Source organism: Vibrio limimangrovi (assembly GCF_054064025.1).
The window spans coordinates 1-22589 of record NZ_JBSUGF010000021.1 but is presented as its reverse complement, the minus strand read 5'-3'; the positions used below and the strand labels follow the sequence as shown (position 1 = coordinate 22589).

The 22589-nt window shown below is 45.9% G+C and carries 17 protein-coding genes; 5 read left to right on the top strand and 12 right to left on the bottom strand.

Going from position 1 to position 22589, the window contains the following annotated elements; translation table 11 throughout:
* The first annotated feature begins 25 nt into the window (after window positions 1-25).
* A complete protein-coding gene (locus ACWYU8_RS20985; RefSeq protein WP_457521682.1) occupies window positions 26-2596 on the top strand; it encodes a penicillin-binding protein 1A in 2571 nt (856 codons plus the stop codon).
* A gap of 69 nt (window positions 2597-2665) precedes the next feature.
* On the opposite strand, the gene oxyR is transcribed toward ACWYU8_RS20985, so the two are convergent.
* The 5 genes from oxyR to argC all read right to left on the bottom strand — a co-directional run bounded on the left by oxyR (window position 2666) and on the right by argC (window position 9220).
* Window positions 2666-3574, bottom strand: coding sequence for a DNA-binding transcriptional regulator OxyR (gene oxyR / locus ACWYU8_RS20980; protein ID WP_457521681.1), 909 nt, complete (start codon window positions 3572-3574; stop codon window positions 2666-2668).
* Window positions 3575-3975: 401 nt separating this feature from the next.
* On the bottom strand, window positions 3976-5850 hold the full coding sequence (argH, locus tag ACWYU8_RS20975; protein WP_457521680.1) for an argininosuccinate lyase: 1875 nt from the start codon (window positions 5848-5850) through the stop codon (window positions 3976-3978).
* A 248-nt stretch (window positions 5851-6098) separates the two neighbouring features.
* A complete protein-coding gene (locus tag ACWYU8_RS20970; RefSeq protein WP_444496431.1) occupies window positions 6099-7313 on the bottom strand; it encodes an argininosuccinate synthase in 1215 nt (404 codons plus the stop codon).
* An 89-nt stretch (window positions 7314-7402) separates the two neighbouring features.
* Complete coding sequence (argB, locus tag ACWYU8_RS20965; RefSeq protein ID WP_457521679.1) at window positions 7403-8194, bottom strand: acetylglutamate kinase; 792 nt, start codon at window positions 8192-8194, stop codon at window positions 7403-7405.
* 21 nt (window positions 8195-8215) lie between these two features.
* Window positions 8216-9220: an N-acetyl-gamma-glutamyl-phosphate reductase gene (gene argC, locus ACWYU8_RS20960; RefSeq protein WP_457521678.1), complete on the bottom strand. Its 1005-nt coding sequence runs from the start codon at window positions 9218-9220 to the stop codon at window positions 8216-8218.
* A gap of 144 nt (window positions 9221-9364) precedes the next feature.
* Between argC and argE the strand changes: the two genes are divergently transcribed.
* The 3 genes from argE to ACWYU8_RS20945 all read left to right on the top strand — a co-directional run bounded on the left by argE (window position 9365) and on the right by ACWYU8_RS20945 (window position 14374).
* Window positions 9365-10501 (top strand): acetylornithine deacetylase, encoded by a 1137-nt coding sequence (gene argE / locus ACWYU8_RS20955; RefSeq protein ID WP_457521677.1) that lies wholly within the window; start codon window positions 9365-9367, stop codon window positions 10499-10501.
* Window positions 10502-10777: 276 nt separating this feature from the next.
* Window positions 10778-13411, top strand: a complete 2634-nt coding sequence (ppc, locus tag ACWYU8_RS20950) for a phosphoenolpyruvate carboxylase (protein WP_457521676.1) — start codon at window positions 10778-10780, stop codon at window positions 13409-13411.
* 423 nt (window positions 13412-13834) lie between these two features.
* Window positions 13835-14374 carry a PadR family transcriptional regulator gene (locus tag ACWYU8_RS20945; RefSeq protein ID WP_457521675.1) on the top strand — a complete coding sequence of 180 codons (540 nt, stop codon included), beginning with the start codon at window positions 13835-13837 and terminating at the stop codon, window positions 14372-14374.
* Between the two features lie 97 nt (window positions 14375-14471).
* Here ACWYU8_RS20945 and metF read toward each other — a convergent pair whose 3' ends face one another.
* The 3 genes from metF to ACWYU8_RS20930 all read right to left on the bottom strand — a co-directional run bounded on the left by metF (window position 14472) and on the right by ACWYU8_RS20930 (window position 19226).
* Window positions 14472-15368 carry a methylenetetrahydrofolate reductase gene (metF, locus tag ACWYU8_RS20940; RefSeq protein ID WP_457521674.1) on the bottom strand — a complete coding sequence of 299 codons (897 nt, stop codon included), beginning with the start codon at window positions 15366-15368 and terminating at the stop codon, window positions 14472-14474.
* A gap of 273 nt (window positions 15369-15641) precedes the next feature.
* The gene (locus ACWYU8_RS20935) at window positions 15642-18050 is read right to left on the bottom strand and encodes a bifunctional aspartate kinase/homoserine dehydrogenase II (RefSeq protein ID WP_457521673.1); all 2409 of its coding nucleotides are present in this window, start codon (window positions 18048-18050) and stop codon (window positions 15642-15644) included.
* A gap of 12 nt (window positions 18051-18062) precedes the next feature.
* Complete coding sequence (locus ACWYU8_RS20930) at window positions 18063-19226, bottom strand: O-succinylhomoserine (thiol)-lyase (RefSeq protein WP_457521672.1); 1164 nt, start codon at window positions 19224-19226, stop codon at window positions 18063-18065.
* A gap of 223 nt (window positions 19227-19449) precedes the next feature.
* On the opposite strand from ACWYU8_RS20930, the gene metJ reads away from it, so the two are divergent.
* Entirely contained in the window at window positions 19450-19770 is a 321-nt protein-coding gene (metJ, locus tag ACWYU8_RS20925) for a met regulon transcriptional regulator MetJ (protein ID WP_444496439.1), read from the top strand.
* A 113-nt stretch (window positions 19771-19883) separates the two neighbouring features.
* Here the strand turns inward: metJ and ACWYU8_RS20920 are convergent, their stop codons facing one another.
* The 4 genes from ACWYU8_RS20920 to ACWYU8_RS20905 all read right to left on the bottom strand — a co-directional run.
* A complete protein-coding gene (locus tag ACWYU8_RS20920; protein ID WP_457521671.1) occupies window positions 19884-21155 on the bottom strand; it encodes a malic enzyme-like NAD(P)-binding protein in 1272 nt (423 codons plus the stop codon).
* A gap of 212 nt (window positions 21156-21367) precedes the next feature.
* On the bottom strand, window positions 21368-21844 hold the full coding sequence (gene bfr / locus ACWYU8_RS20915; RefSeq protein ID WP_457521669.1) for a bacterioferritin: 477 nt from the start codon (window positions 21842-21844) through the stop codon (window positions 21368-21370).
* A 95-nt stretch (window positions 21845-21939) separates the two neighbouring features.
* A complete protein-coding gene (locus ACWYU8_RS20910) occupies window positions 21940-22125 on the bottom strand; it encodes a (2Fe-2S)-binding protein (protein WP_444496441.1) in 186 nt (61 codons plus the stop codon).
* Window positions 22126-22457: 332 nt separating this feature from the next.
* On the bottom strand, window positions 22458-22589 hold a 132-nt coding region (locus ACWYU8_RS20905; protein WP_457521704.1), incomplete at its 5' end, for an EF-Tu C-terminal domain-related protein.

The window sequence follows — 22589 nt, the reverse complement described above, 5'->3', positions numbered from 1 at the left end:
GCCTCAACCAATCAGGGATTCTCCGGTGAAGTTCATAAAGCGTTTATTTTTATTAACATTGATTTGCATAATTCTTGGAGTCACCACTATTTTTGGCTTCTATCAGTACGTGAAGTCTGAATTGCCAGATGTTGCAACTCTAAAAGACGTTGAATTACAAACACCTATGCAGGTGTTTACTCAAGACGGGAAGCTGATCGCACAATTCGGCGAACAACGCCGTATTCCTGTCACTTACGATGAAATTCCTCAGGATTTAATTCATGCGTTAATCGCAACTGAAGACAGCCGTTTTTACGAGCACCCAGGTATCGACCCAATCGGTATCACTCGCGCTGCCGTCGTGGTTGCCATTTCGGGTTCAGCCAAGCAAGGTGCAAGTACGATCACACAGCAACTTGCACGTAATTTCTTCTTATCGAATGAGAAGAAGCTGATGCGTAAAATTAAAGAAATTTTTATCGCGATTCATATTGAACAGCTTCTGAGCAAACAAGAGATCATGGAGCTTTATGTCAACAAGATCTTCCTTGGCTATCGTTCATATGGTTTTGGTGCTGCCGCACAGGTCTACTTTGGTAAAAGCCTCAACGAGCTGACACTGAGTGAAATCGCAACGCTTGCTGGTATGCCAAAAGCACCATCAACCATGAACCCAATTTACTCGCTAGAGCGTGCAACTAACCGTCGTAACGTCGTGCTAATGCGTATGCTTGAGGAAAACTACATCACCCAAGAGCAATTCGATGAAGCACGTAACGAGCCTATCGTCGCACGTTACCACAGTGCAGAAATCGAAGTGTCTGCCCCTTACGTAGCTGAATTAGCACGTCTATGGGCGATAAAAGAATACGGTGAAGAAAAAGCCTATACGTCTGGGCTGAACATCTACATGACTGTAGGTTCTAAACTGCAAAGTGCAGCCAATGCGGCAGCAATAAATAACCTTTTGGCCTACGATGAACGCCATGGCTATCGCGGTGCAGAAAAAGTGTTGTGGAAACAAGGCGAAAGCCCTTGGAATACTGAGCAAATTGAACAACACCTTCAGAAACAAACAACCTATGGCGACCTTTCTCCTGCTGTCGTGACCAAAGTCGAGGGCCAAACTGCTCAGGTTTTGGTGAAAGACAAACATGAGCAGACAATCCCATGGACAGGCATGAACTGGGCTCGTAAATATCTGACCGATAACCGTCAAGGCTCAGCACCAAAATCCGCGCAAGACATTCTTGCTGTGGGTCAGCAGGTGTGGGTTCGTGAAGTGAACTCAGACAATGACGACGGTTCAGTTCAAAGCTGGAAGTTGAGTCAGGTTCCGAGTGCCAATACCGCATTTGTGGCGATGAACCCTGAGAATGGTGCCATCCTCTCTCTGGTGGGCGGTTTCAACTTTGTTCACAGCAAATTTAACCGTGCGACTATGTCTGTGCGTCAGGTTGGTTCAAGTATCAAACCTTTCATTTACTCAGCAGCACTTGATAAAGGTCTGACACTGGCGACTCTGGTCAACGATGCCCCAATCAACCAATGGGATGCTGGATCAGGTTCTGCGTGGCGACCAAAGAACTCTCCACCGACCTATGGTGGCCCGACTCGTCTGCGCATCGGCTTAGCTCAATCTAAGAACGTGATGGCAGTCCGTACCCTGCGCGAAGTCGGTTTGGATGAAACTCGTCAATACCTTACTCGTTTTGGTTTTGATATTAATGAAGTGCCTCGCTCAGAAACTATTGCTCTCGGTGCTGGCAGCTTAACACCGATGAAAGTCGCACAAGGTTATTCTGTATTTGCAAACGGTGGATATTATGTCGAACCGTACTACATCGACCGTGTAGAAGATGCATTCGGCGAAGTGCTGTTTAAAGCGAATCCTAAGAGTGTCTGCCATCAAAATTGCCCGCAAATGCTAGAGCAATTTACTCAAGATAGATACGCAAATGAGTTTGGTGAGCAAGATGTGGCAATTGAAGGTGTCACCAACACAGGTGTAGCGGACGCTGACAGTGATGAGCCACAATATGCTCCTCAGGTCATTTCTGAGCAGAATGCGTTCCTGATGCGTGAAATGATGTACAGCAATATTTGGGGTGGTGGTGAGTGGCGCGAAGGTACTGGCTGGAACGGTACAGGTTGGCGTGCTCAAGCACTGAAACGTCGTGATATTGGCGGTAAGACCGGTACAACCAATGACTCCAAAGATGCCTGGTACAACGGTTATGGCCCTGGTGTTGTCGCGGTAGCCTGGGTGGGTTTTGATGACCACTCAAAAGCTCTGGGGCGTGCTACAGTGAACAGCAACCTCGGAAAAGGTCAAGTTTCTGGTGCAGAAGCTGGCGGTAAAACAGCCGAGCCAGCTTGGATAGACTTTATGCGAGTTGCGCTTGAAAACACTCCGGAACAGAGTAAAAAGGTTCCAGACAATATTGTACAAGTACGTATAGATCGTAACAGCGGCATGCTGACTGACAACGTAGATGGCAGTTCGATGATGGAATACTTCGAGGAAGGCACAGAGCCAACCAAATACTCGGGTAGCTTACTGGAAGACAGTATTTACTCAAGCGGAGGCGGAACAACAGAAGAGCTGTTCTAAGCTGTAATGTAAAAAATATAGGGGAGCCAGTGGCTCCCCTATTTGTTTTCTAAACTCTGATGATTTCAATCAAGCGGCAATCTTGGTTGGATAGCTTGCCAAAATATCTTTTATCTTTTTCGCTAACGCTTCAAACCGAGTACGCAATGGCGATCCAGGACGGTAAACCAAGACTATCTTACGCGACGGTGTCGGATTCACCGCAGGAATGTAACAGACACCATCTTTTTGCTTTTCATGCGGGAGCGATAATTGAGGCAGTAACGTGATCCCAGCCCCTGCCGCGACCATATTCCGCAACGTCTCTAAGCTGGTCGCTTTGAAACGTTCATCATCTTTTGCACCGGCAGCAAAGCAGAAACCTAATGCCTGATCACGTAAGCAGTGGCCATCTCCCAACGCCAACACGGTCTTCCCTTTCAGGGACATCATATCGACACACTCCAACGATGCCCACTCATGATCGCACGGTACCGCCACACTTAGCGGTTCGTCATACACTTCAATCTCTTTAAACGGTGCAGTTTCAGCTACCGAGGCCAGAACCAAACAGTCCAGCTTGCCCTCTTCCAGTTGGTGTACCAACTGCTGAGTTTGAGCTTCATGCAGGAATAACTCCAGATCCGGAAACTCTACTTTAATTTGGGGAAGAATTTTAGGTAATAAGTAAGGACCAACGGTAGGTATAAAGCCAATGTGCAAAGGTCCGGTCATCGCACCGTTCTGGCCACTGGCCATGTCCTTAAACATTTTCACTTCTATCAAAATCCGTTTGGCTTGCTCCACCAGTTGCAATCCAGAGTCGGTAAACAGCACACGACGACTGCTACGCTCCAGAAGCGTAGTTCCCAGCTCGTCTTCTAACTTACGTATTTGTCCACTGAGCGTTGGTTGGCTTACAAAACAAGCTTCTGCTGCTTTGCGGAAGTGTTTGTGCTCCGCTAGCGCGACGAGGTACTCAAAATCCCGAATATTCATAACACACGATTCGCTTATCTCTAGTGATAGTTAACACCTATTAAAACCATAACACCAAACGATCACAGCTATCAAAAGATTTTTACAAAGATCCGTCTAACTAAACGGGGCGCAGATAAACTGATACTTGTTCATTTAAGGAATGAAGATGCGACGACATCGCCTTACGCAAGATGGAAAGTAGAAATAAAACGACAGATAAAAATACGACAGACAGAAAAAAGCCCCAAAATCAATCTCGATTCTGGGGCTCTCTTAGATTCTTCTAAGAAAAAGCAGTGGTACTTTAATAGACACGGCTTCCTCTCGAAGGTTCCATATTTTTTCGATTTTTTTAGCAAATACTTATGTAACAATCCCTAAATAAAGGCATGTCATTGAATGCTAATAGAATCGAGAATCTAAGCTACATGACTTTTCTGAATCAGCTGTTCCATCAGATTGATCTCTAGAGCCACTTCATCACATGCATGCTGACGAGGGCACTGGTCACAGTCTTTCAACACTTTCTCTGGTAAAAGTGATTTAGATGTTGGCAGGAATTTCTGCTTCATAAAGAACTCAGGTGTGCGAGTTAGCACAAATACTTTTTTGATAGCCATTTGGCGGGCTTTATCCACCAAGTAGTTCACTATCGCACTACCCTGCCCCTGACCTTGCCAGCCAGCTTCAATGCCTAGAGAGCGAATTTCAGCCAGACCAGAATCATAAACGTAGAGTGATGCGCAGCCTGTGACTTCACCATGATGCTCTGCGACCGCAAATGAGCCGATATCGCGCACCAATTCATTACGTGATCTTGGGAGATTCTCACCCAGATTCGCCCAGTAAGTAATCATACCTTCAAGGGTTTCGATGTCAGTCAAACGTGCAGGACGTACTTTCACTGCTGAGTTATCACGTTGGCTTAGACGTTTATCTGCCTGATCAACTGCATAGGCAACTTGCTGTGGTGATACGCCACCAAGAGCACAACGTTTTTCCAGACAAGACTCAATGGTCAGAATCTCATACACATCGTCTTCAATGACATCTGAGAATACTTTCAGATCTTGCAGAGAAAGTTCTTCAAGCGCGCAACCTTTCTCAATAGCACCCACAACGGCCACACCAACGATATGGTGTGCTTCACGGAATGGAATGCCTTTCGCTACCAAGTAATCTGCAAGTTCGGTTGCGTTTGCATAGCCCTGCTTCGCCGCTTCCAGAGTTCTTTCACCATTGACTTTGATACCGTCGAAACACAACGCTGCCATTTCCATACAGTCGTTCCAGGTATCTAACGCATCAAACAAGCCTTCTTTGTCTTCCTGCATGTCTTTGTTGTAAGCCAGAGGTAGTGCTTTTACTGTCATCATCATGCCAGCCAGAGCACCGTAAACACGGCCTGTCTTACCACGGATTAGCTCAAGAGCGTCTGGGTTTTTCTTCTGTGGCATCAGTGACGAACCAGAAGTGACTGTGTCTGCCAGTTCAATAAAGTTAGACTCGCCTGAGTTGTAGAAAATCATATCTTCAGCCAGACGTGAAAGGTGCAGCATTGAGATAGAAGACACTGACATCAGCTCCATCACATGGTCACGGTCCGATACTGAGTCAAGAGAGTTGCGTGTTGCACGATGGAAACCAAGATTATGAGCCAGCTGCTCACGATCGATTGGATATGCAGTACCAGCCAGTGCACCAGAACCAAGTGGACAAGTATCTAAACGCTGCAGAGCATCACTCAAACGCGAATGGTCACGCTCAAACATTTCCACGTACGCCAGACACCAATGCGCAAACGTCACAGGTTGTGCGCGTTGAAGGTGGGTGTAACCAGGTAACACGGTACCTTGGTGCTGCTTTGCGACATGTACCATTTGTGATTGCAGACGGTCTAAAGCAATCAATAACTGCTGACCTTGCTGACGACACCAAAGCTTAAGATCAGTAGCCACCTGATCGTTACGAGAACGGCCAGTGTGCAGCTTCTTGCCCAGATCGCCTACTTTACCGATAAGTTGCTGTTCAACCCAAGAGTGGATGTCTTCGGCATCTGAGCCTAGAATCTGATGAGGGTCTTCCATCACTTCAAGTTTCAATTCGTTTAAAGCGAGTTCAAGCTTCTTTTGCTCTTCTGCAGATAACACTCCAACAGAAAGCAGTGCTTTAGACCATGCAATTGAGCCTACAATATCTTGCTCAGCCAATCGGTAGTCGAAACGCAACGAATCGTTGAATTCTTTGAATCTGGTATCTGCTGCTTGGGTAAATCTTCCGCCCCATAATGCCATTGCGTCTCTCCTGGTGACTATTGCTTACTCTAAGGTGCTCTAATTAGTGATGACTAAATTGATGGTCATTTACTCACTTTTTCTTATAGGCCAACGTTACGACAACTTGGACAAAAAATAAAGTATAAATTCAATATTTTTACATATATATTCACTAAAATTGGAATTCATACCTATTAAAGTCGTTAAATAACAAAAAAAGACCTGCCACTCAGTGACAGGTCTTTTTCATCAGCAATGAAATTCGATTATTTCTTCTGGCTGTTCAACGCACGGATACGGCTTGATAGTGAGTAAAGACGGATGAAACCACCAGCATGGCTTTGGTCGTAAACCTCATCTGCACCGAACGTTGCAAACTCTTCTGAGTACAAGCTGTTGTCAGAACGTTTTTGAGTCGCTGTTGCCTGGCCTTTGTAAAGCTTGATGACAACTTCACCGTTCACATCTTTAGCAAGCTCTTCTGAAGCTGCCAGGATAGATTTACATAGTGGAGTAAACCAACGGCCGTCGTACACAAGATGAGAAGCTTTAAGGCCCAGCTCTTCACGGAATTCAAATGATGTCTTATCAAGCACAAGCTGCTCTACAGCACGCAGCGCTTCCATCATGATAGTGCCCCCTGGAGTTTCGTAACAACCACGAGACTTCATACCTACCAGACGGTTTTCAACGATGTCGATACGACCAACACCGTGTTTTGCACCTTTCTCGTTTAGATAAACCAGAGCGTTGTAAGGTGTCATTTCTTGGCCATCGACAGCAACAACCGCACCTTTTTCAACTTTCAGCGTTACGTATTCTGCTTCGTTTGGTGCTTGCTCAGGATCAACAGTCCAAACCCAGCAATCTTCGTTTGGTGCATTCCAAGTACTTTCTAGCACACCACCTTCGGTAGAAATGTGCCATGCGTTCGCATCACGAGAGTAAATCTTAGTAAGAGATGCTGAACAAGGGATGTTACGTTCAGCCAGGTAATCCAGACATTGTTCACGGCTAACCAGATCCCATTCACGCCAAGGAGCGATAACATGCAGATCTGGTGCTAGTGCAGCAAACGCACCTTCAAAACGAACCTGGTCGTTACCTTTACCAGTACAGCCGTGACATAGTGCATCTGCACCTACTTTACGAGCGACTTCTACCTGCGCTTTTGCGATGATTGGACGCGCCATTGAAGTACCTAACAGGTATTTACCTTCGTAGTATGCGCCTGTTTTTAGTGTCGGGTAGATGTAGTCCGCAACCATTTCTTCTTTAAGGTCAGCGATGTAACACTCTGATGCACCAGATGCTTTCGCTTTTGCTTCAATGCCTTCTAGCTCTTCTGCGCCCTGGCCCACATCAGCAACAAACGCAACGACTTCACAGTCATAGTTCTCTTTTAGCCACGGGATGATTACTGAAGTATCTAGACCGCCTGAGTATGCGACTACTACTTTTTTAACGTTCACTTTGCTCATTTTTTTCTCCAAATTTAACTGGCTCTGCTCTCGGCGGTCAGTGCCAACTACTTCCTAATGTTTGATTCTTGAAATTCTTAACTGCGACTTTATTGAGGCAGAAACTGCGTTCCGATGCTCTGACCAGCAAATAGCTGCTCCAGCTTTTCTGGGTAACGCCAGGTTGCCACTTCGATAGGACGACCAAGATCATTGGCAGCCTCCAAAGCGGCTTTAACTTTGACGATCATGCCGTCGGTGATCACTTGACCTGCGATCAATGTATCAGCTTCTTTCTCTGACAAACTCTTGATCAAATGGCCTTTGCCATCCAAAACGCCGCTCACATCAGAAAGCAAAACTAACTCCGCATCTAATGCACCAGCGACAGCAACTGCAGCTTGATCCGCATTGACGTTCATCATCTGACCTTCTTTTGTCAGACCGATCGAGCTGATGATTGGTAGTGCGCCCGCATTTAAGATCGCCTGGATCAATGTTGAATCCCCCGGAGAGGCTTTACCTACCGCACCCAGTTCAGGATCGAGTTCTTCAACCTGACATAAGCCGCCATCTGCTAAGCTCAGACCTACTGCGTTTAAGCCGTCAGCAATAGCCTGACCTTGAAGTAACTTGTTTGCCGTACCAGCTAGCGCACCCGCGATGATTGGAATCTGGTCATACGGTGTAACTCGTAAGCCGTTCTTCTTTACGGTTTTGAGTTGTAACTTACTCATCAACTCGTCCACTAGGTAGCCACCGCCGTGAACAATGACGATTTGTCGTTGCGCCGAGTTCTGGTAAGCCGCGATGGCACCAAAAAGTTGGCTCAAGGTTTTTGTGCAAGATAAAGCTGCACCGCCTAGCTTAATGACTAATGGCGCTTGATTAGTTTGCGTCATTGCTTTTCCCTCTATCAACGACTACAGCAACGCTGTCAGTTCTGGGTAACCGTAATGAATATTTAAACATTGCATCGCTTGACTCGATGCACCTTTGAGTAGGTTGTCGATGGCAGAAATCACGATGACGTGTTCGCCCTGCACCTTCCAGCCGATGTCACAGAAAGGTGTATTCTCAACATCCTGAATACGTGGAATGCCATCCCCTTTAAGGCGTACGGCTGGTTTTCCTTGATACGCTTGTTCGAATGCCTGGGTAACTTGTTGTGCAGTGACACCTTTCGCCAACTTCATAGTTACTGTAGCAAGAATTCCACGTTTAAAGTTCCCCAAATGAGGAGTAAAAATCACATCACAACCCAAGTGTTGAGCAATCTCTGGTTGATGACGGTGATTGAAAACCCCATAAGCCTGCAGGCTCACTTCGCAGAAACTGTTTGTCATCGACGCTTTTCTGCCCGCACCTGATACACCGCTCGTCGCGTTGATCACTGGCCACTGTTGTGTATCAATGAGACTGCTTTCCAGCAGAGGTTTAATAGCAAGTTGCGATGCTGTTGGGTAGCAGCCTGCTACCGCAACTAAAGGAGTGTTTTTAATTGCTTCAGAGTTCCACTCCGCTAAGCCATACACCGCTTTTTCTAGCCAGTTGTTAAATTGATGCTTGAAGCCATAAAAGGTATCGTAAAAGCCTTCACTCTGAACGCGGAATGCGCCAGATAAATCAAAGACTTTACATCCTGCTTCAAGGAAAGTTGGGGCGAGGTCATGGCTCACTTCATGTGCTGTTGCCAAAAACACTACATCTGACTCAGCGGCCACTTTTTCTGGATCGGTTAACGGATGAACAGGCATATCGATCACGCCAGCTAACTTGCCGTGCAGCTGGGCAAGACTCTTTCCTGCATCTACACTGTTGGCGGAAACGTATAAACCTGATAGCGTGAGTTCCGGGTGTTTGTTAACCATTAAAGCTAACTCTGCGCCGGTATAACCGCTGGCTCCGATAATCGTAGTTTTTAGCATTCTATGACATCCGTAAATTTAAAGACTCAAATGACTATTCATATTTAATTTTTGCTATATTTTGATTTTTTATTCATTAAATATGATTTAATATGTGTTTTACATTTTTGTGCTCTGTCTGTCAATAGGAGATTTGAAGAATCCATGCAATTACCAACTTTTCTAGAGGTCTATGAAGGACTCATCAGCACCTCTTCAATCAGCTCCACTGACCCAAAATGGGATCAAGGTAATGCGAAAGTCATTGAGAAACTCGCAACCTGGTTCAAAGATCTTGGGTTCAGTGTTGAGGTGGTCGAAGTAGAACCAGGCAAACACAATATGATCGCACGTATGGGTGAAGGTGAAGGCGGTCTTCTCCTTGCTGGCCATAGTGACACAGTTCCATTTGATGAAGGACGCTGGAGTTTCGACCCACACAAACTCACCGAAAAAGACAACCGTTTTTACGGCCTGGGTACCGCGGACATGAAAGGCTTCTTTGCTTTCATTTATGAGGCAGTAAAAAAAGTCGACTGGAGTAAACAGAAGAAGCCGCTTTATGTATTAGCGACCTGTGATGAAGAAACCACCATGCTGGGTGCCAGACACTTCACTGCGAACGCCCCGTTCAAACCGGACTACTGCATTATTGGTGAGCCTACCAGTTTGGTTCCAATTCGCGGCCATAAAGGTCATGTCGCCAATGCCATCCGTGTTACAGGAAAATCTGGACACTCGTCGGATCCCGCTCTTGGTGTTAATGCCATTGAGATCATGTATGAAGTAATGTTCGCTCTGATGCAATTACGCGACAAGCTCATTAAGGAATATCACCACCCGGGGTTTGCGATCCCAAATCCAACCCTGAACCTCGGTCATATTCATGGTGGTGACAGTGCCAACCGTATTTGTGGCTGTTGTGAATTGCATTACGACGTTCGCCCGTTGCCAGGAATCAGCCTAGATGGTTTAGAAAATATGCTGCGTGGCGCTCTTAAAGAAGTGGAAGCGAAATGGCCGGGACGTATTGAAATCATTCCATTGCATGATTCGATTCCGGGATATGAGTGCCCACATGATCACCCATTCATTGGTGGTGTAGAAGAGTTATGCCAAACCAGCTCGCAAACCGTCAACTACTGTACCGAAGCGCCATTTTTACAGGAGCTGTGCCCAACCTTGGTGCTTGGTCCGGGTTCTATTGATCAGGCGCATCAACCGGACGAGTATCTGGCTTTGGATTTCATTGATCCGACCATTGACGTACTATCTAAAGCCATGGTTCGCTACTGTTGCTAATAGCAATTTGAGCGATACCTACCTGTGCAAATCTGATGAGATGCACAGGTAATAACTTAACCATCTGTAATTACTCATTAATAGTTCTATCAATCGCTATTTTGTAATTAATTTTCACATATAGTTTCATACATACATTAACTTTGCTCTAAATCAGGAGAATTGCGAAATAATTGCAAACAGAGTCGGCTTTATTTGACTCGAACTGGTGCTTTTAGCTAGATTGGTGTTCTAACAAGGACAATGGATGTAGTTTTTTTACGAGGCAGGACGACAATGAACGAGAAATACGCCGCACTCAAAAGCAATGTGCGCATGTTGGGCCACTTACTGGGTAATACTATTCGCGATGCCCATGGCGAAGAAATTTTCGAAAAAGTGGAAACAATTCGTAAATTATCCAAATCAGCTCAAGCAGGAAACCAAGCAGATAAAGAAAGCTTGATAGAAGAAATCAAACACCTTCCTGATGAACAGTTAACGCCAGTAACCCGTGCGTTTAACCAATTTCTAAATCTGACGAATATTGCAGAGCAGTACCACACCATTTCACGCCACTGTGAAGAAGATATCTGCGAACCAGACGCGATCAACTCGCTATTTTCTAAACTGGTACAAAACGATGTGAGCAAGCTTGATACCGCTCAGGCCGTACGCGATCTAAATATCGAACTGGTACTGACCGCTCACCCAACTGAAATCACTCGCCGTACCATGATTAATAAACTGGTAAAAATCAACGAGTGTTTATCCAAGCTAGAGTTGAGCGATCTTTCCTCTAAAGAGCGCAAGAAAACGGAACGCCGCCTGGAACAGTTGATTGCGCAAGGCTGGCACTCCGACGTTATCCGCCAGCAACGCCCAACCCCGCTTGATGAAGCGAAATGGGGCTTTGCTGTGGTTGAAAATTCACTGTGGGAAGCGGTCCCTGAATTTTTACGCGAGATGAATGATCGTCTGGAATCTTACCTTGGCGAGGGTTTACCAATCGATGCACGCCCGGTGCATTTCTCTTCCTGGATGGGTGGCGACCGAGATGGTAACCCATTTGTTACTCATAGCATCACGCGTGAAGTTCTGCTTCTGTCTCGCTGGAAAGCGGCAGACCTGTACTTGAATGATATCAACGAACTGATCAGTGAGCTGTCAATGACAGTTAGTAACGATCAGGTCCGTGAGCTGGCAGGCGACGATCAGCACGAACCATACCGTGCGGTTCTTAAACAGTTACGCACTCTGCTGAATGAAACCAAAGATATTCTTGATGCGAAAATCCATGGTCAGAAATTGGCAGTCAAAGCACCACTACAAAAAGTAGAACAGCTTTGGGACCCACTGTACGCATGTTACCAATCGCTGCACGAGTGTGGCATGGGTGTCATCGCGGATGGCTCACTACTGGATACTCTGCGCCGCGTGAAAGCGTTTGGTGTTCACCTGGTTCGTCTGGATATTCGTCAGGAAAGTACTCGTCATGCCGACGTACTTTCTGAGTTGACCCGTCATCTGGGCATTGGCGACTACCAGCAGTGGAGTGAGCAAGACAAAATCGCTTTCCTGACCAACGAGCTGGCTTCCAAACGTCCACTTTTACCACGTGACTGGGAACCATCAGAACCCGTTCAAGAGGTTTTAGACACCTGTAAGATTATTGCAGCACAATCACGAGATGCGTTCGGTGCGTATGTCATTTCGATGGCTCGTACTGCGTCTGATGTTCTGGCCGTTCACCTATTGTTACAAGAGTCTGGTTGTCCTTACCGCATGGACGTTTGTCCTCTGTTCGAAACTCTGGACGACTTAAACAATGCCGAATCGGTTATTAAACAACTGATGGGTATCGACTTATACCGTGGCTTCATTCAGAACCACCAAATGGTCATGATTGGTTATTCTGACTCAGCAAAAGATGCCGGCGTAATGTCAGCAGGCTGGGCGCAGTACCATGCAATGGAATCTTTGGTCAAAGTTGCGGAAGAAGAAGGGGTTGAACTGACCCTATTCCACGGCCGTGGAGGTACGGTTGGTCGTGGCGGTGCGCCTGCCCATGCAGCATTGCTATCTCAGCCACCTAAGAGCCTTAAAGGTGGCCTGCGTGTTACTGAACAAGGTGAGATGATCCGCTTTAAGCTTGGTCTGCCAGATGTTGCAGTAAACAGCTTCAACCTGTACGCAAGTGCCATTCTGGAAGCTAACCTACTGCCACCACCAGAACCAAAACAAGAGTGGCGTGATCTGATGGAAGTGCTGTCTCAAGTGAGTTGTGAAGCTTACCGCAGCGTTGTACGTGGCGAACCAGACTTTGTACCTTACTTCCGTCAGGCGACACCAGAACTTGAACTCGGTAAATTGCCACTGGGCTCTCGTCCTGCGAAACGTAACCCGAACGGTGGCGTAGAAAGTTTACGTGCGATTCCTTGGATTTTCTCGTGGAGCCAGAACCGCTTAGTATTACCAGCCTGGTTAGGTGCGGGTGAAGCAATCCAGTACTCTATCGACAAAGGTCACCAAGAGTTGTTAGAAGAAATGTGTCGTGAATGGCCGTTCTTCTCTACACGCCTTGGCATGCTAGAGATGGTGTACTCGAAATGTAATATCGATATCTCGCGTTACTACGACTTGCGCCTTGTGGATGAATCACTACGTCCGTTGGGTGAGAGACTTCGAGCTCAACTACAGAAAGACATCAAAGCCGTACTGAACGTAGAAAACAACGAGAACTTGATGCAACACGACCCATGGGGTCTGGAATCCATTCGCCTGCGTAATATCTACGTAGAGCCATTGAATATGCTTCAGGCTGAACTGCTGTATCGTACGCGCCAAAATGAAGAAGCATCAGCAAATCTTGAAGAGGCACTAATGGTGACGATTGCGGGTATCGCAGCTGGTATGCGTAACACTGGTTAATAGTATCTATTAGGCACTTAAAGGCTGAGCAACTGCTCAGCCTTTTTTATACCCATCAACTTGAACAGCAATCAACCAGTCAATCCAACCAATCAAACCCTATTTAAAAGCATTAATTCAGAATAATAAACTAACTTAACTCTCTATTGAGCATTATATTAGTTTTTTAGTGTAATTTTTTCCTACTATTCCACTTCATGCTTATTATTTATATACTACCTACCCTGCCGAGAGCACATAAATCCAATCAAATCTGCTCCGGTCATGATGGGAATCCCCATCTCTAGGTGATAAACGGCTTTAAGGTGACAGGACCAACAATGTTGGTGCTACTTATACACAAAAAACTCAAACGCCAATAAGAGCGCAGCTGAAAGTGTAAGTAGCTTGTTTACAAGTTTATTGACCATTTGGATTGAAGACATGTCATTACCACACGTAATCTTAACTGTTCTTAGCACACGCGATGCAACCGGTTACGATATCACAAAAGAATTCTCAGCAAGCATCGGTTACTTCTGGAAAGCAAGCCACCAGCAAGTTTACCGTGAGCTAAACAAAATGGCTGAGAAAGCACTGGTTACTTGCGTTTTAGAACCTCAGGAAGGCAAACCAGACCGTAAAGTTTACTCCATCACTGATGCTGGCCGTAGTGCGCTGGGAGAATGGTTTGACCAACCAACCGCACACCCAACTGTTCGTGACGAGTTCTCAGCGAAGCTGATAGCTTGCGCGGTACAACCTGCTGCACCTTTCCGTGAGCAACTATCTGAACTGGTAGAAGAGTCACGTAAACTGGTTTCTCATTACAAAGAAATTGAAGCGGCATACTACGCTACGCCATCAACGTTGGATAAACAAGCACGCCTAGAACGCCTGACTCTACGTCGTAACCTACTGTTGCGTGAAACGTGGATCACGTGGGCAGAGGAAGTGCTAACTGAACTTGAAGTTATCGGTTAAAACAGCCCATAACTCGAATAAGTAAAAGGCTTGCCATATGGCAAGCCTTTTTATTTTCACACTAGCTTCTGTTTTAAAACTAGCTTTGGCATTAAGACTAGATAGTCGCCTTAGGGCGTACTCCCAGCGTGTGACACAATGCGTATGTCATCTCTGCACGGTTTAACGTGTAGAAGTGGAAATCTTTCACGCCTTCACGGCTTAGTACACGCACCATATCAATCGCCTGACTCGCACCTACTAACTGACGAGTGACTGGATCATCATCCAAACCATCAAACTGACGACTCATCCAGCCAGGGATTTTAACGTTGTTTTGCGCAGCAAAACGGGAAGCCTGTTTAAAGTTAGACACAGGCAAAATACCCGGTACGATTTCGACATCAATGCCCGCAACAACACAGCGGTCACGAAAACGCAGGTAAGACTCAACATCGAAAAAGAACTGAGTAATCGCACGGTTCGCACCTGCATCTACCTTACGCTTTAGGTTAAGCAAATCAGCCTGCGCACTTTTCGCTTCAGGGTGAACTTCAGGGAAAGCGGCAACCGAAATATCGAAATCATGGCGAGACTTGAGTAACTCAACCAGATCAGAAGCGTACATATCAGGAGCACCGCCACCAGGAGGAATATCACCACGCAGAGCCACGATATTTTTGATGCCGTTATTCCAGTAATCATCTGCGATCCCAATCAACTCATCACGCGTCGCGTCGATGCAAGTTAAATGCGGAGCAGCCACCAAGCCTGTTTTTGCTTTGATTTCTTTAATGATGGAGTGTGTTCTGTCGCGTTCGCCAGAGTTCGCACCGTAAGTAACAGAAACAAACTTTGGTTGAAGGGTTTTTAGACGGTGCACAGAGTTCCATAGTGTCTCTTCCATCTTTTCATTGCTTGGAGGAAAAAACTCAAACGAAACATTAATGTTATCTGACAGCTCAGCAATATTCTGGTTTAAGGCATCAATGTGGCCTGCGTGCGTGTAACCCATCTTACTCTCCCTGTGACAATCTGCCACAAAATCAAATTCTGCAAATCGACGTTTAGACGTCTATATGTCCACAGAATGAATTGAATACGATTTAATGTCAACCTTGTAATTATGAATTTTTTTCACGTTAACAATGAGAATAGTTCAAGTTGATTTTTGACTAGTATTCATTCAGTAGATATCAATGAAATATAAGCCTTAAAGTTGAGTATGGCACTGAGAAAGGAATAAAAAACCCCGGATGGATAACTCCGGGGTTTTAGAGAGAATAGTTTAAAACAATCCTGCGAGGCGGTTGAGATCGGATTGAATTGCACCCGCCGTCACTTCTCGCCCGGCACCCGGACCACGAATCACTAACGGATTGTCTTTGTACCACTTGCTTTCGATTGCGAAGATATTGTCACACGGAAGCAAGTTCGCAAGCGCATGCTCTCGGGATAAGGCTTCGATGCCTACAGTGGCTTTTCCATCCCTTTCCAGACGAGCAACATAGCGTAGAACCTGATCATTTTTCTGCGCTTTTATCAAACGTTCCTGCAGAGTCTGACTGAGTAACGCGCTGTTATCAAAGAACTCATCCACACTCAGATCACGCAGCTCCGCTGGAACAAGCGATTCAACTTTCACGCTACCCGGTTCGATATCCAGACCAGATTCACGTGCGAGTATCACCAGTTTACGCATCACATCTGAACCATCTAAGTCAGAGCGAGGGTCTGGTTCCGTTAGACCTTGCTGCCACGCCAAATCGACCAGTTCACTGAACGGAACCGTGCCATCGAACTGCTGGAACAACCACGAAAGCGTTCCGGAAAAAATGCCTGAGAGAGCGACAATCTCATCACCACTCTCACGCAGGTCACGAACCGTATGATTGATTGGTAACCCAGCCCCTACCGTAGCGTTGTAGAGCCAGTGACGCCCTATTTTAGCAAAGGCATCCTGCACCTGATGGTAGTACTGACTATCCGCAGATCCGGCCACTTTATTCGCGGAGATCAGGTGAATACCTTGCTGCGCAATATCGATATAACTCTGAGCCAGTTCCTTACTCGCGGTAACATCAAGCACAACGGCTTCGTCATAATTCTGCAGCGCCCCGAGGCGAGTCAGCCAAGAACCATCGTTCTCCACACTTTCATCGTTAAATAGTGCTGATACTTTGGTGGCGTCGATACCCTGATCATCAAACCAGAACTTCTGGCTATCAACCACAGCAACCAAGTCGAAACTCATGCCATGGCGTTTTTCTAGCTCACTCTTCTGAGAAGCGAATAAGTTCAGCCAGCTTGAGCCAATGTTACCTTTACCACATAACGCAACAGCAACGCGCTTTTGTGCCTGAAATAACTGGGTGTGAATCGATTGAACCAACTCTGCGGTATTCGTGCTGCGTAATACTGCCACCAGACTTAATCCAGAATCAGTTTCAGAGATAAATTCGACAGGTGAGTTTTTTAATTTTTGTTGGAAACCAAAACAGTGGCTCGCATTTGTCGTTACTCCGGCTCCTACAGCAGCAAGCAGAGAATACCCCTCCTGAAGCGTAATTTCTGCATCGAAGTCCGACGCTTGTAAGAACTTCAACGCACCGCCAGCAATTTCGGAGGTATAGGCTAATCGCAGAATCTGTTGCTCTGGCTGGAGTTCAAAAGCCAGAGGCTCTAACTGAGCACGCTGAAGTGACTTAAGCGCATCGCTTTGCTTTTTATTGAAATCATGACCGGCTCGGAATGACAACTGCACTAACAACACATCATCCAATGACGTAATAATTTTTGCTCCACGTCCAGAAGCCAGCACGCGTTCAATGCGAGTCGAGCCCGACTCAGGCTGATAGCTGCATTTGAGACTTAAATCCATAGTACTTTGCGCCACTGGCTGAAGCGTTCGGCTGTGCAGTACAGGCGCTGCCAGACGTGCAAGCTCACTGGCTTCATCCAATCTCAAGAGTGGCAATAAACACGCCTCTGCCACTAAACGCGGATCAGCGCTATAAACACCCGCTACATCACTCCAGATCGTGACCGTACTGACTTCCGCAAGCGCACCGATCACTGTCGCAGAATAGTCGGAACCATTACGCCCAAGCAGAACGGTTTCACCCTGGTCATTTTGCGCCATGAAACCGGTAATAATCACTCGTTTATGACTATGCTGAGCCAGTACTTCTTTAATAAGCGGGTATGAACGGGCGCGGTCGACTTCTGGCTGTGTCCCGGCTTCCGCTCGTAAAAACGCTCTCGCATCTTGCGCAACTGCAGGTAATGCCTGCTGAGTCAATAATGCCGCCAGCAAACGAGAAGACCATACTTCGCCGTGTCCTAATACTGCCGCTTTTTGTGCTTCGGTAAGCGGAGAGGTCAGTTCAGCCAAGGTACTGAACTCATCTTGTAAAGTGGCCAACAGGTGTGTTTGCGCTTCACCTTCCAACAACTCTTCGACGAGACCAGTTTGAAACTGTCTTAAGCCTTGTAACGCTTCATGAGCGATTCGGCCATCTTTGTCTAAACCTTCGAGAAACTCAATCAGGCGGTTCGTAGTTTTGCCTGCAGCGGATACCACGACCAGGTCATTTTCTGCTGAATACTCTTTAAGGATACCCGCAACACGCAAGTAGCATTCAGGATTCGCTAAGCTGCTACCACCAAATTTATGTAGCTGACGTTGTACAGTCATTATTATTGTTTCCTATTGCTTTGCTGATTTAGTGAAAGCTTGCTCTAGGTCAGCAATCAGATCTTGTGCATCTTCGAGGCCGACAGAAAGACGCAGTAATTGCTGTGATACACCAGCCTCTGCCAGCGCAGCTTCGCCCATCGCACGATGTGTCATAGACGCTGGATGACAAATCAAACTCTCTACCCCACCTAATGATTCAGCAAGAGAGAACAACTGCAGCTCTTTAACGAACACTTTGAGCTGTTCAAATGAACCACCAAACTCAAAACTCAGCATTGAGCCAAAACCGGACTGTTGTTTCTTCGCAATCTCGTGTCCTGGGTGTTCAGGCAGACTTGGATGATAAATTTTCGCGGCCAGCGATTGTTGTTTCAGGTATGCAAGCACTTGCTGAGAGCTCTCTTCATGCACTCGCATACGAGCACCTAACGTACGGATACCTCTCAACGTCATGTAACTATCGAATGGCGTGCCTGTCGCACCGATACAATTACCCCACCATGCCAGCTCTTCTGCATGCTCTTGTGTTTTTGTAATCACTACGCCACCAATCACATCTGAGTGACCATTGATGTATTTCGTCGTGGAGTGAATAACAAAATCCGCACCCAGTTCTAACGGCTTTTGGTACACCGGTGTCAAAAAGGTATTGTCTACTGCAACCAACGCGCCGACTTGCTTAGCCTTTTCACATACAGCAGCAATATCCACGACGCGAACAAGAGGGTTTGACGGTGTTTCTATCAAGATAAGCTTTGGCTTTTGCGCTAAAGCGGCATCAAGCGCCTGTTCATCGGATTGATCAACAAATAACACCTTGAAGTCGCCTTTGTTGGCGCGAGTATTGAAAAGACGGTAAGTACCACCATAGCAGTCATGTGGGGCGACAATCAGATCGTCAGGACCAATGAAAGCAGAAACCCATAAGTTCAACGCAGACGTACCACAGTTAGTAACTACCGCGCCTTTTCCTGATTCAAGCTCAGACAGCGCACTTTCTAACAAGCCACGGTTTGGGTTACCTGAGCGCGTATAATCGTACTTAGGCACTTCGCCAAACGCTGGAAAGCCATAGTTTGTCGATAGATAAATTGGTGGAACGACAGCGTGGTATTGAGTGTCGGATTCGATACCAGTGCGTACAGCAATGGTCGCAGGCTTACGGATGCTCATGGGTGTATCCTTTCACAGATGGTGACTTCTAAATAGGAATGCGCTATATCTAAATCGCAGATTCAATGAATTGCACACTCGCTTACTGTTCCTGTCACTTTACTCGTCAAAAATTGAGACGTCAACACTTCTAGACGTCTATATGTCTTTGCTTATGGCAGTAAATGCAGCTAAAATCAGCACCTCAATTATTTTTAACCTATTACAAATATGAAGGTACGCAATGGCTGACTGGAATGGCGAATACATTAGCCCGTATGCTGAGCATGGAAAGAAAAGCGAACAAGTAAAAAAAATCACTGTATCGATTCCGCTGAAAGTTTTAAAAGTGCTAACTGATGAGCGTACTCGCCGTCAGATCAACAACTTACGCCACGCTACCAACAGCGAACTCCTATGTGAAGCCTTCCTGCACGCGTACACAGGCCAACCGCTTCCTACGGATGAGGACCTTCGTAAAGATCGCCCTGACGATATTCCTACAGAAGCTAAAGCGCTGATGACAGCAATGGGTATCGAGTTTGAGTCGTTTGACGACGAGTAGTTGGTAGCGAATGGAATACAGGGATCAGTTTTTCCGCTTCCAGTACTAAAAGAATCCAATAAAAAATGGGACGCTATGCGTCCCATTTTTTGTACCTTATTTACAGCGGAGAATTACTCTGCCATGTAGTTCTCTGGCATCTCAATGCGAGCAACACCAGAGTCAACGGCTGCTTGAGCTACTGCTTTTGCTACACGAGGCAACAAACGAGCGTCCATTGGCTTAGGAATAATGTAGTCAGTACCAAACTCCAGCTTTTCCACACCAGCTGCTTTCAGTACGGCTTCTGGTACAGGCTCTTTCGCCAGTTCACGAATGGCTTCGACAGCGGCAAGCTTCATTTCATCATTAATTTCACTTGCACGCACATCAAGAGCGCCACGGAAGATGAATGGGAAACAAAGCACGTTGTTTACCTGGTTCGGGTAATCACTGCGTCCAGTGCCCATGATCAAGTCTTTACGAACGTCGTGTGCAAGCTCTGGCTTGATTTCCGGATCAGGGTTAGAGCACGCAAATACAATTGGCTTGTCTGCCATCAGTTTAAGCGCTTCTGCTGGTAGTAGGTTCGGGCCTGAAACACCAAGGAACAGGTCAGCACCTTCGATAACATCTTCCAGAGTACGCTTATCCGTGTTATTCGCGAATAGCTGTTTGTACTCATTAAGATCATCACGACGAGTGTGAATCACACCCTTACGGTCCAGCATGTAAATCTTTTCACGCATTGCGCCACATTTGATCAGTAGCTCCATACACGCAACAGCAGCAGCGCCAGCACCTAGACATACGATTGTCGAATCTTCAAGTTTCTTGCCTTGCAACTCGATCGCATTCAGCATACCTGCAGCGGTTACGATTGCTGTGCCGTGCTGATCATCATGGAAGACAGGAACGTCACAACGCTCGATAAGGCGCTTTTCAATCTCAAAACAGTCCGGAGCTTTGATGTCTTCTAGGTTGATACCACCGAATGTATCAGCAATGCTCGCAACAGTATTTACGAACTCATCAATCGTGCGGTGTTTTACTTCGATATCAATAGAGTCGAGGCCAGCAAAACGCTTAAACAGTAACGCTTTACCTTCCATTACAGGTTTAGAAGCAAGAGGGCCAAGGTTACCCAAACCAAGAATAGCTGTACCATTAGAAATGACGGCAACCATGTTCCCTTTCGCAGTGTACTTATACACGTTTTCAGGATTTTGAGCGATTTCACGCACAGGCTCAGCAACACCAGGGCTGTAAGCTAAAGCGAGATCACCTGCGGTTTCTGCTGGTTTTGTTAACTCGACTGCAATTTTCCCTGGGGTCGGGTAAGCATGGTAGTCAAGAGCTCGTTGGCGTTGTTGTTGTTCTGGAGTTACTGCTTTGTCTTCAGACATGAGGGGGGTTCTCTATTTATTTTTAGGTAAGGGGGAATAAATTCTAAAGGATCGAAGTCAATCTTCAAAGGTAAGATTGCGAGTAAAATCCTTAAAACAGCGACAATAAAATGAGATTAGACCAGATAATGATACAGAGCACCTGACTTTTAAGTCAGGCGCTCTGTTGTAAGGTATGGATTTGTAAACACTACCCAAGGAGCACTAGTTAATTATTCTTCATCCACATACTGTGCTTGTAGATAATTTTCAATACCAGTCATTTCAATCAGGCCAAGTTGAGTTTCAAGCCAATCCACATGCTCTTCTTCATCCTCGAGAATATCCTGGAAAAGATCGCGCGAAACATAGTCCCTGATATCTTCTGCATACGCTATCGCATCTTTTAGATCAGGAATAGCAGCCATTTCTAATTTAAGATCGCTTTCGAGCATTTCTTTAGTATCTTCGCCAATCATCAGCTTGCCGAGATCTTGCAGGTTCGGTAAGCCTTCCAAAAACAAAATACGTTCGATGAGATGATCTGCATGCTTCATTTCATCAATGGACTCATGATATTCCTTATCAGCCAGATGCTTTAAGCCCCAGTCTTTGTACATACGTGCATGGAGAAAATATTGATTTATAGCGACGAGCTCGTTACCGAGCACTTTGTTGAGATGTTGAATTATGATTGGATCGCCTTTCATGAACAAACCCCTCCTCTTTTTGGGCTTCATTTAAATGTAGAAGCAAATGAGAAGGTGTCAAAAGGCTGAGCTGATTTATTGAATCACTACGACGATCAGCTGGCTTGTTTTAATTCAGTGTAGTGTTCAGCTAAAATTTCTTTGGCTTGTTTGATGCATTTGCCACACTGACTTCCTAGTGCAGTGCATCGCTTAATCCCTCTGATATCCGTAATGCCCTCGTCTATCGCTAACTTTCTAATTTTCTTGTCAGAAACACCATGACAAAGACAAACGAACATACTCAAAAACCTATAAAAATTAACCCGAGATGGTTAATATAAACAAGAATGGTTCTTGTTACCAGTCGTATTGTGAGCCTATTCAGAACATTTGGTTATATTGATTTCACTGGATCAATAAAGGATCAATCACTTAGTCGAATGTGAGTTATTGATGCTATAGGGAACTTGGTAAGGGTATGTATTAACAGGGGAAAAATAGATAAGTTTTATGTCGGCTTATAACTAAATGAAACGCTAGATATGAAAAAGGGAAGCCTAAGCTCCCCTTTTTCTAGATGCGTCTTCTTCAAATTGAAGAAAGTGCAAGACTTCGTTTAATTCGTTATGAATTAGTCGAAGATCTTAGCAACAACACCAGCACCTACTGTACGGCCACCTTCACGGATCGCGAAACGTAGACCTTCGTCCATTGCGATTGGTGCGATTAGCTCAACAGTCATCTGAATGTTGTCACCTGGCAT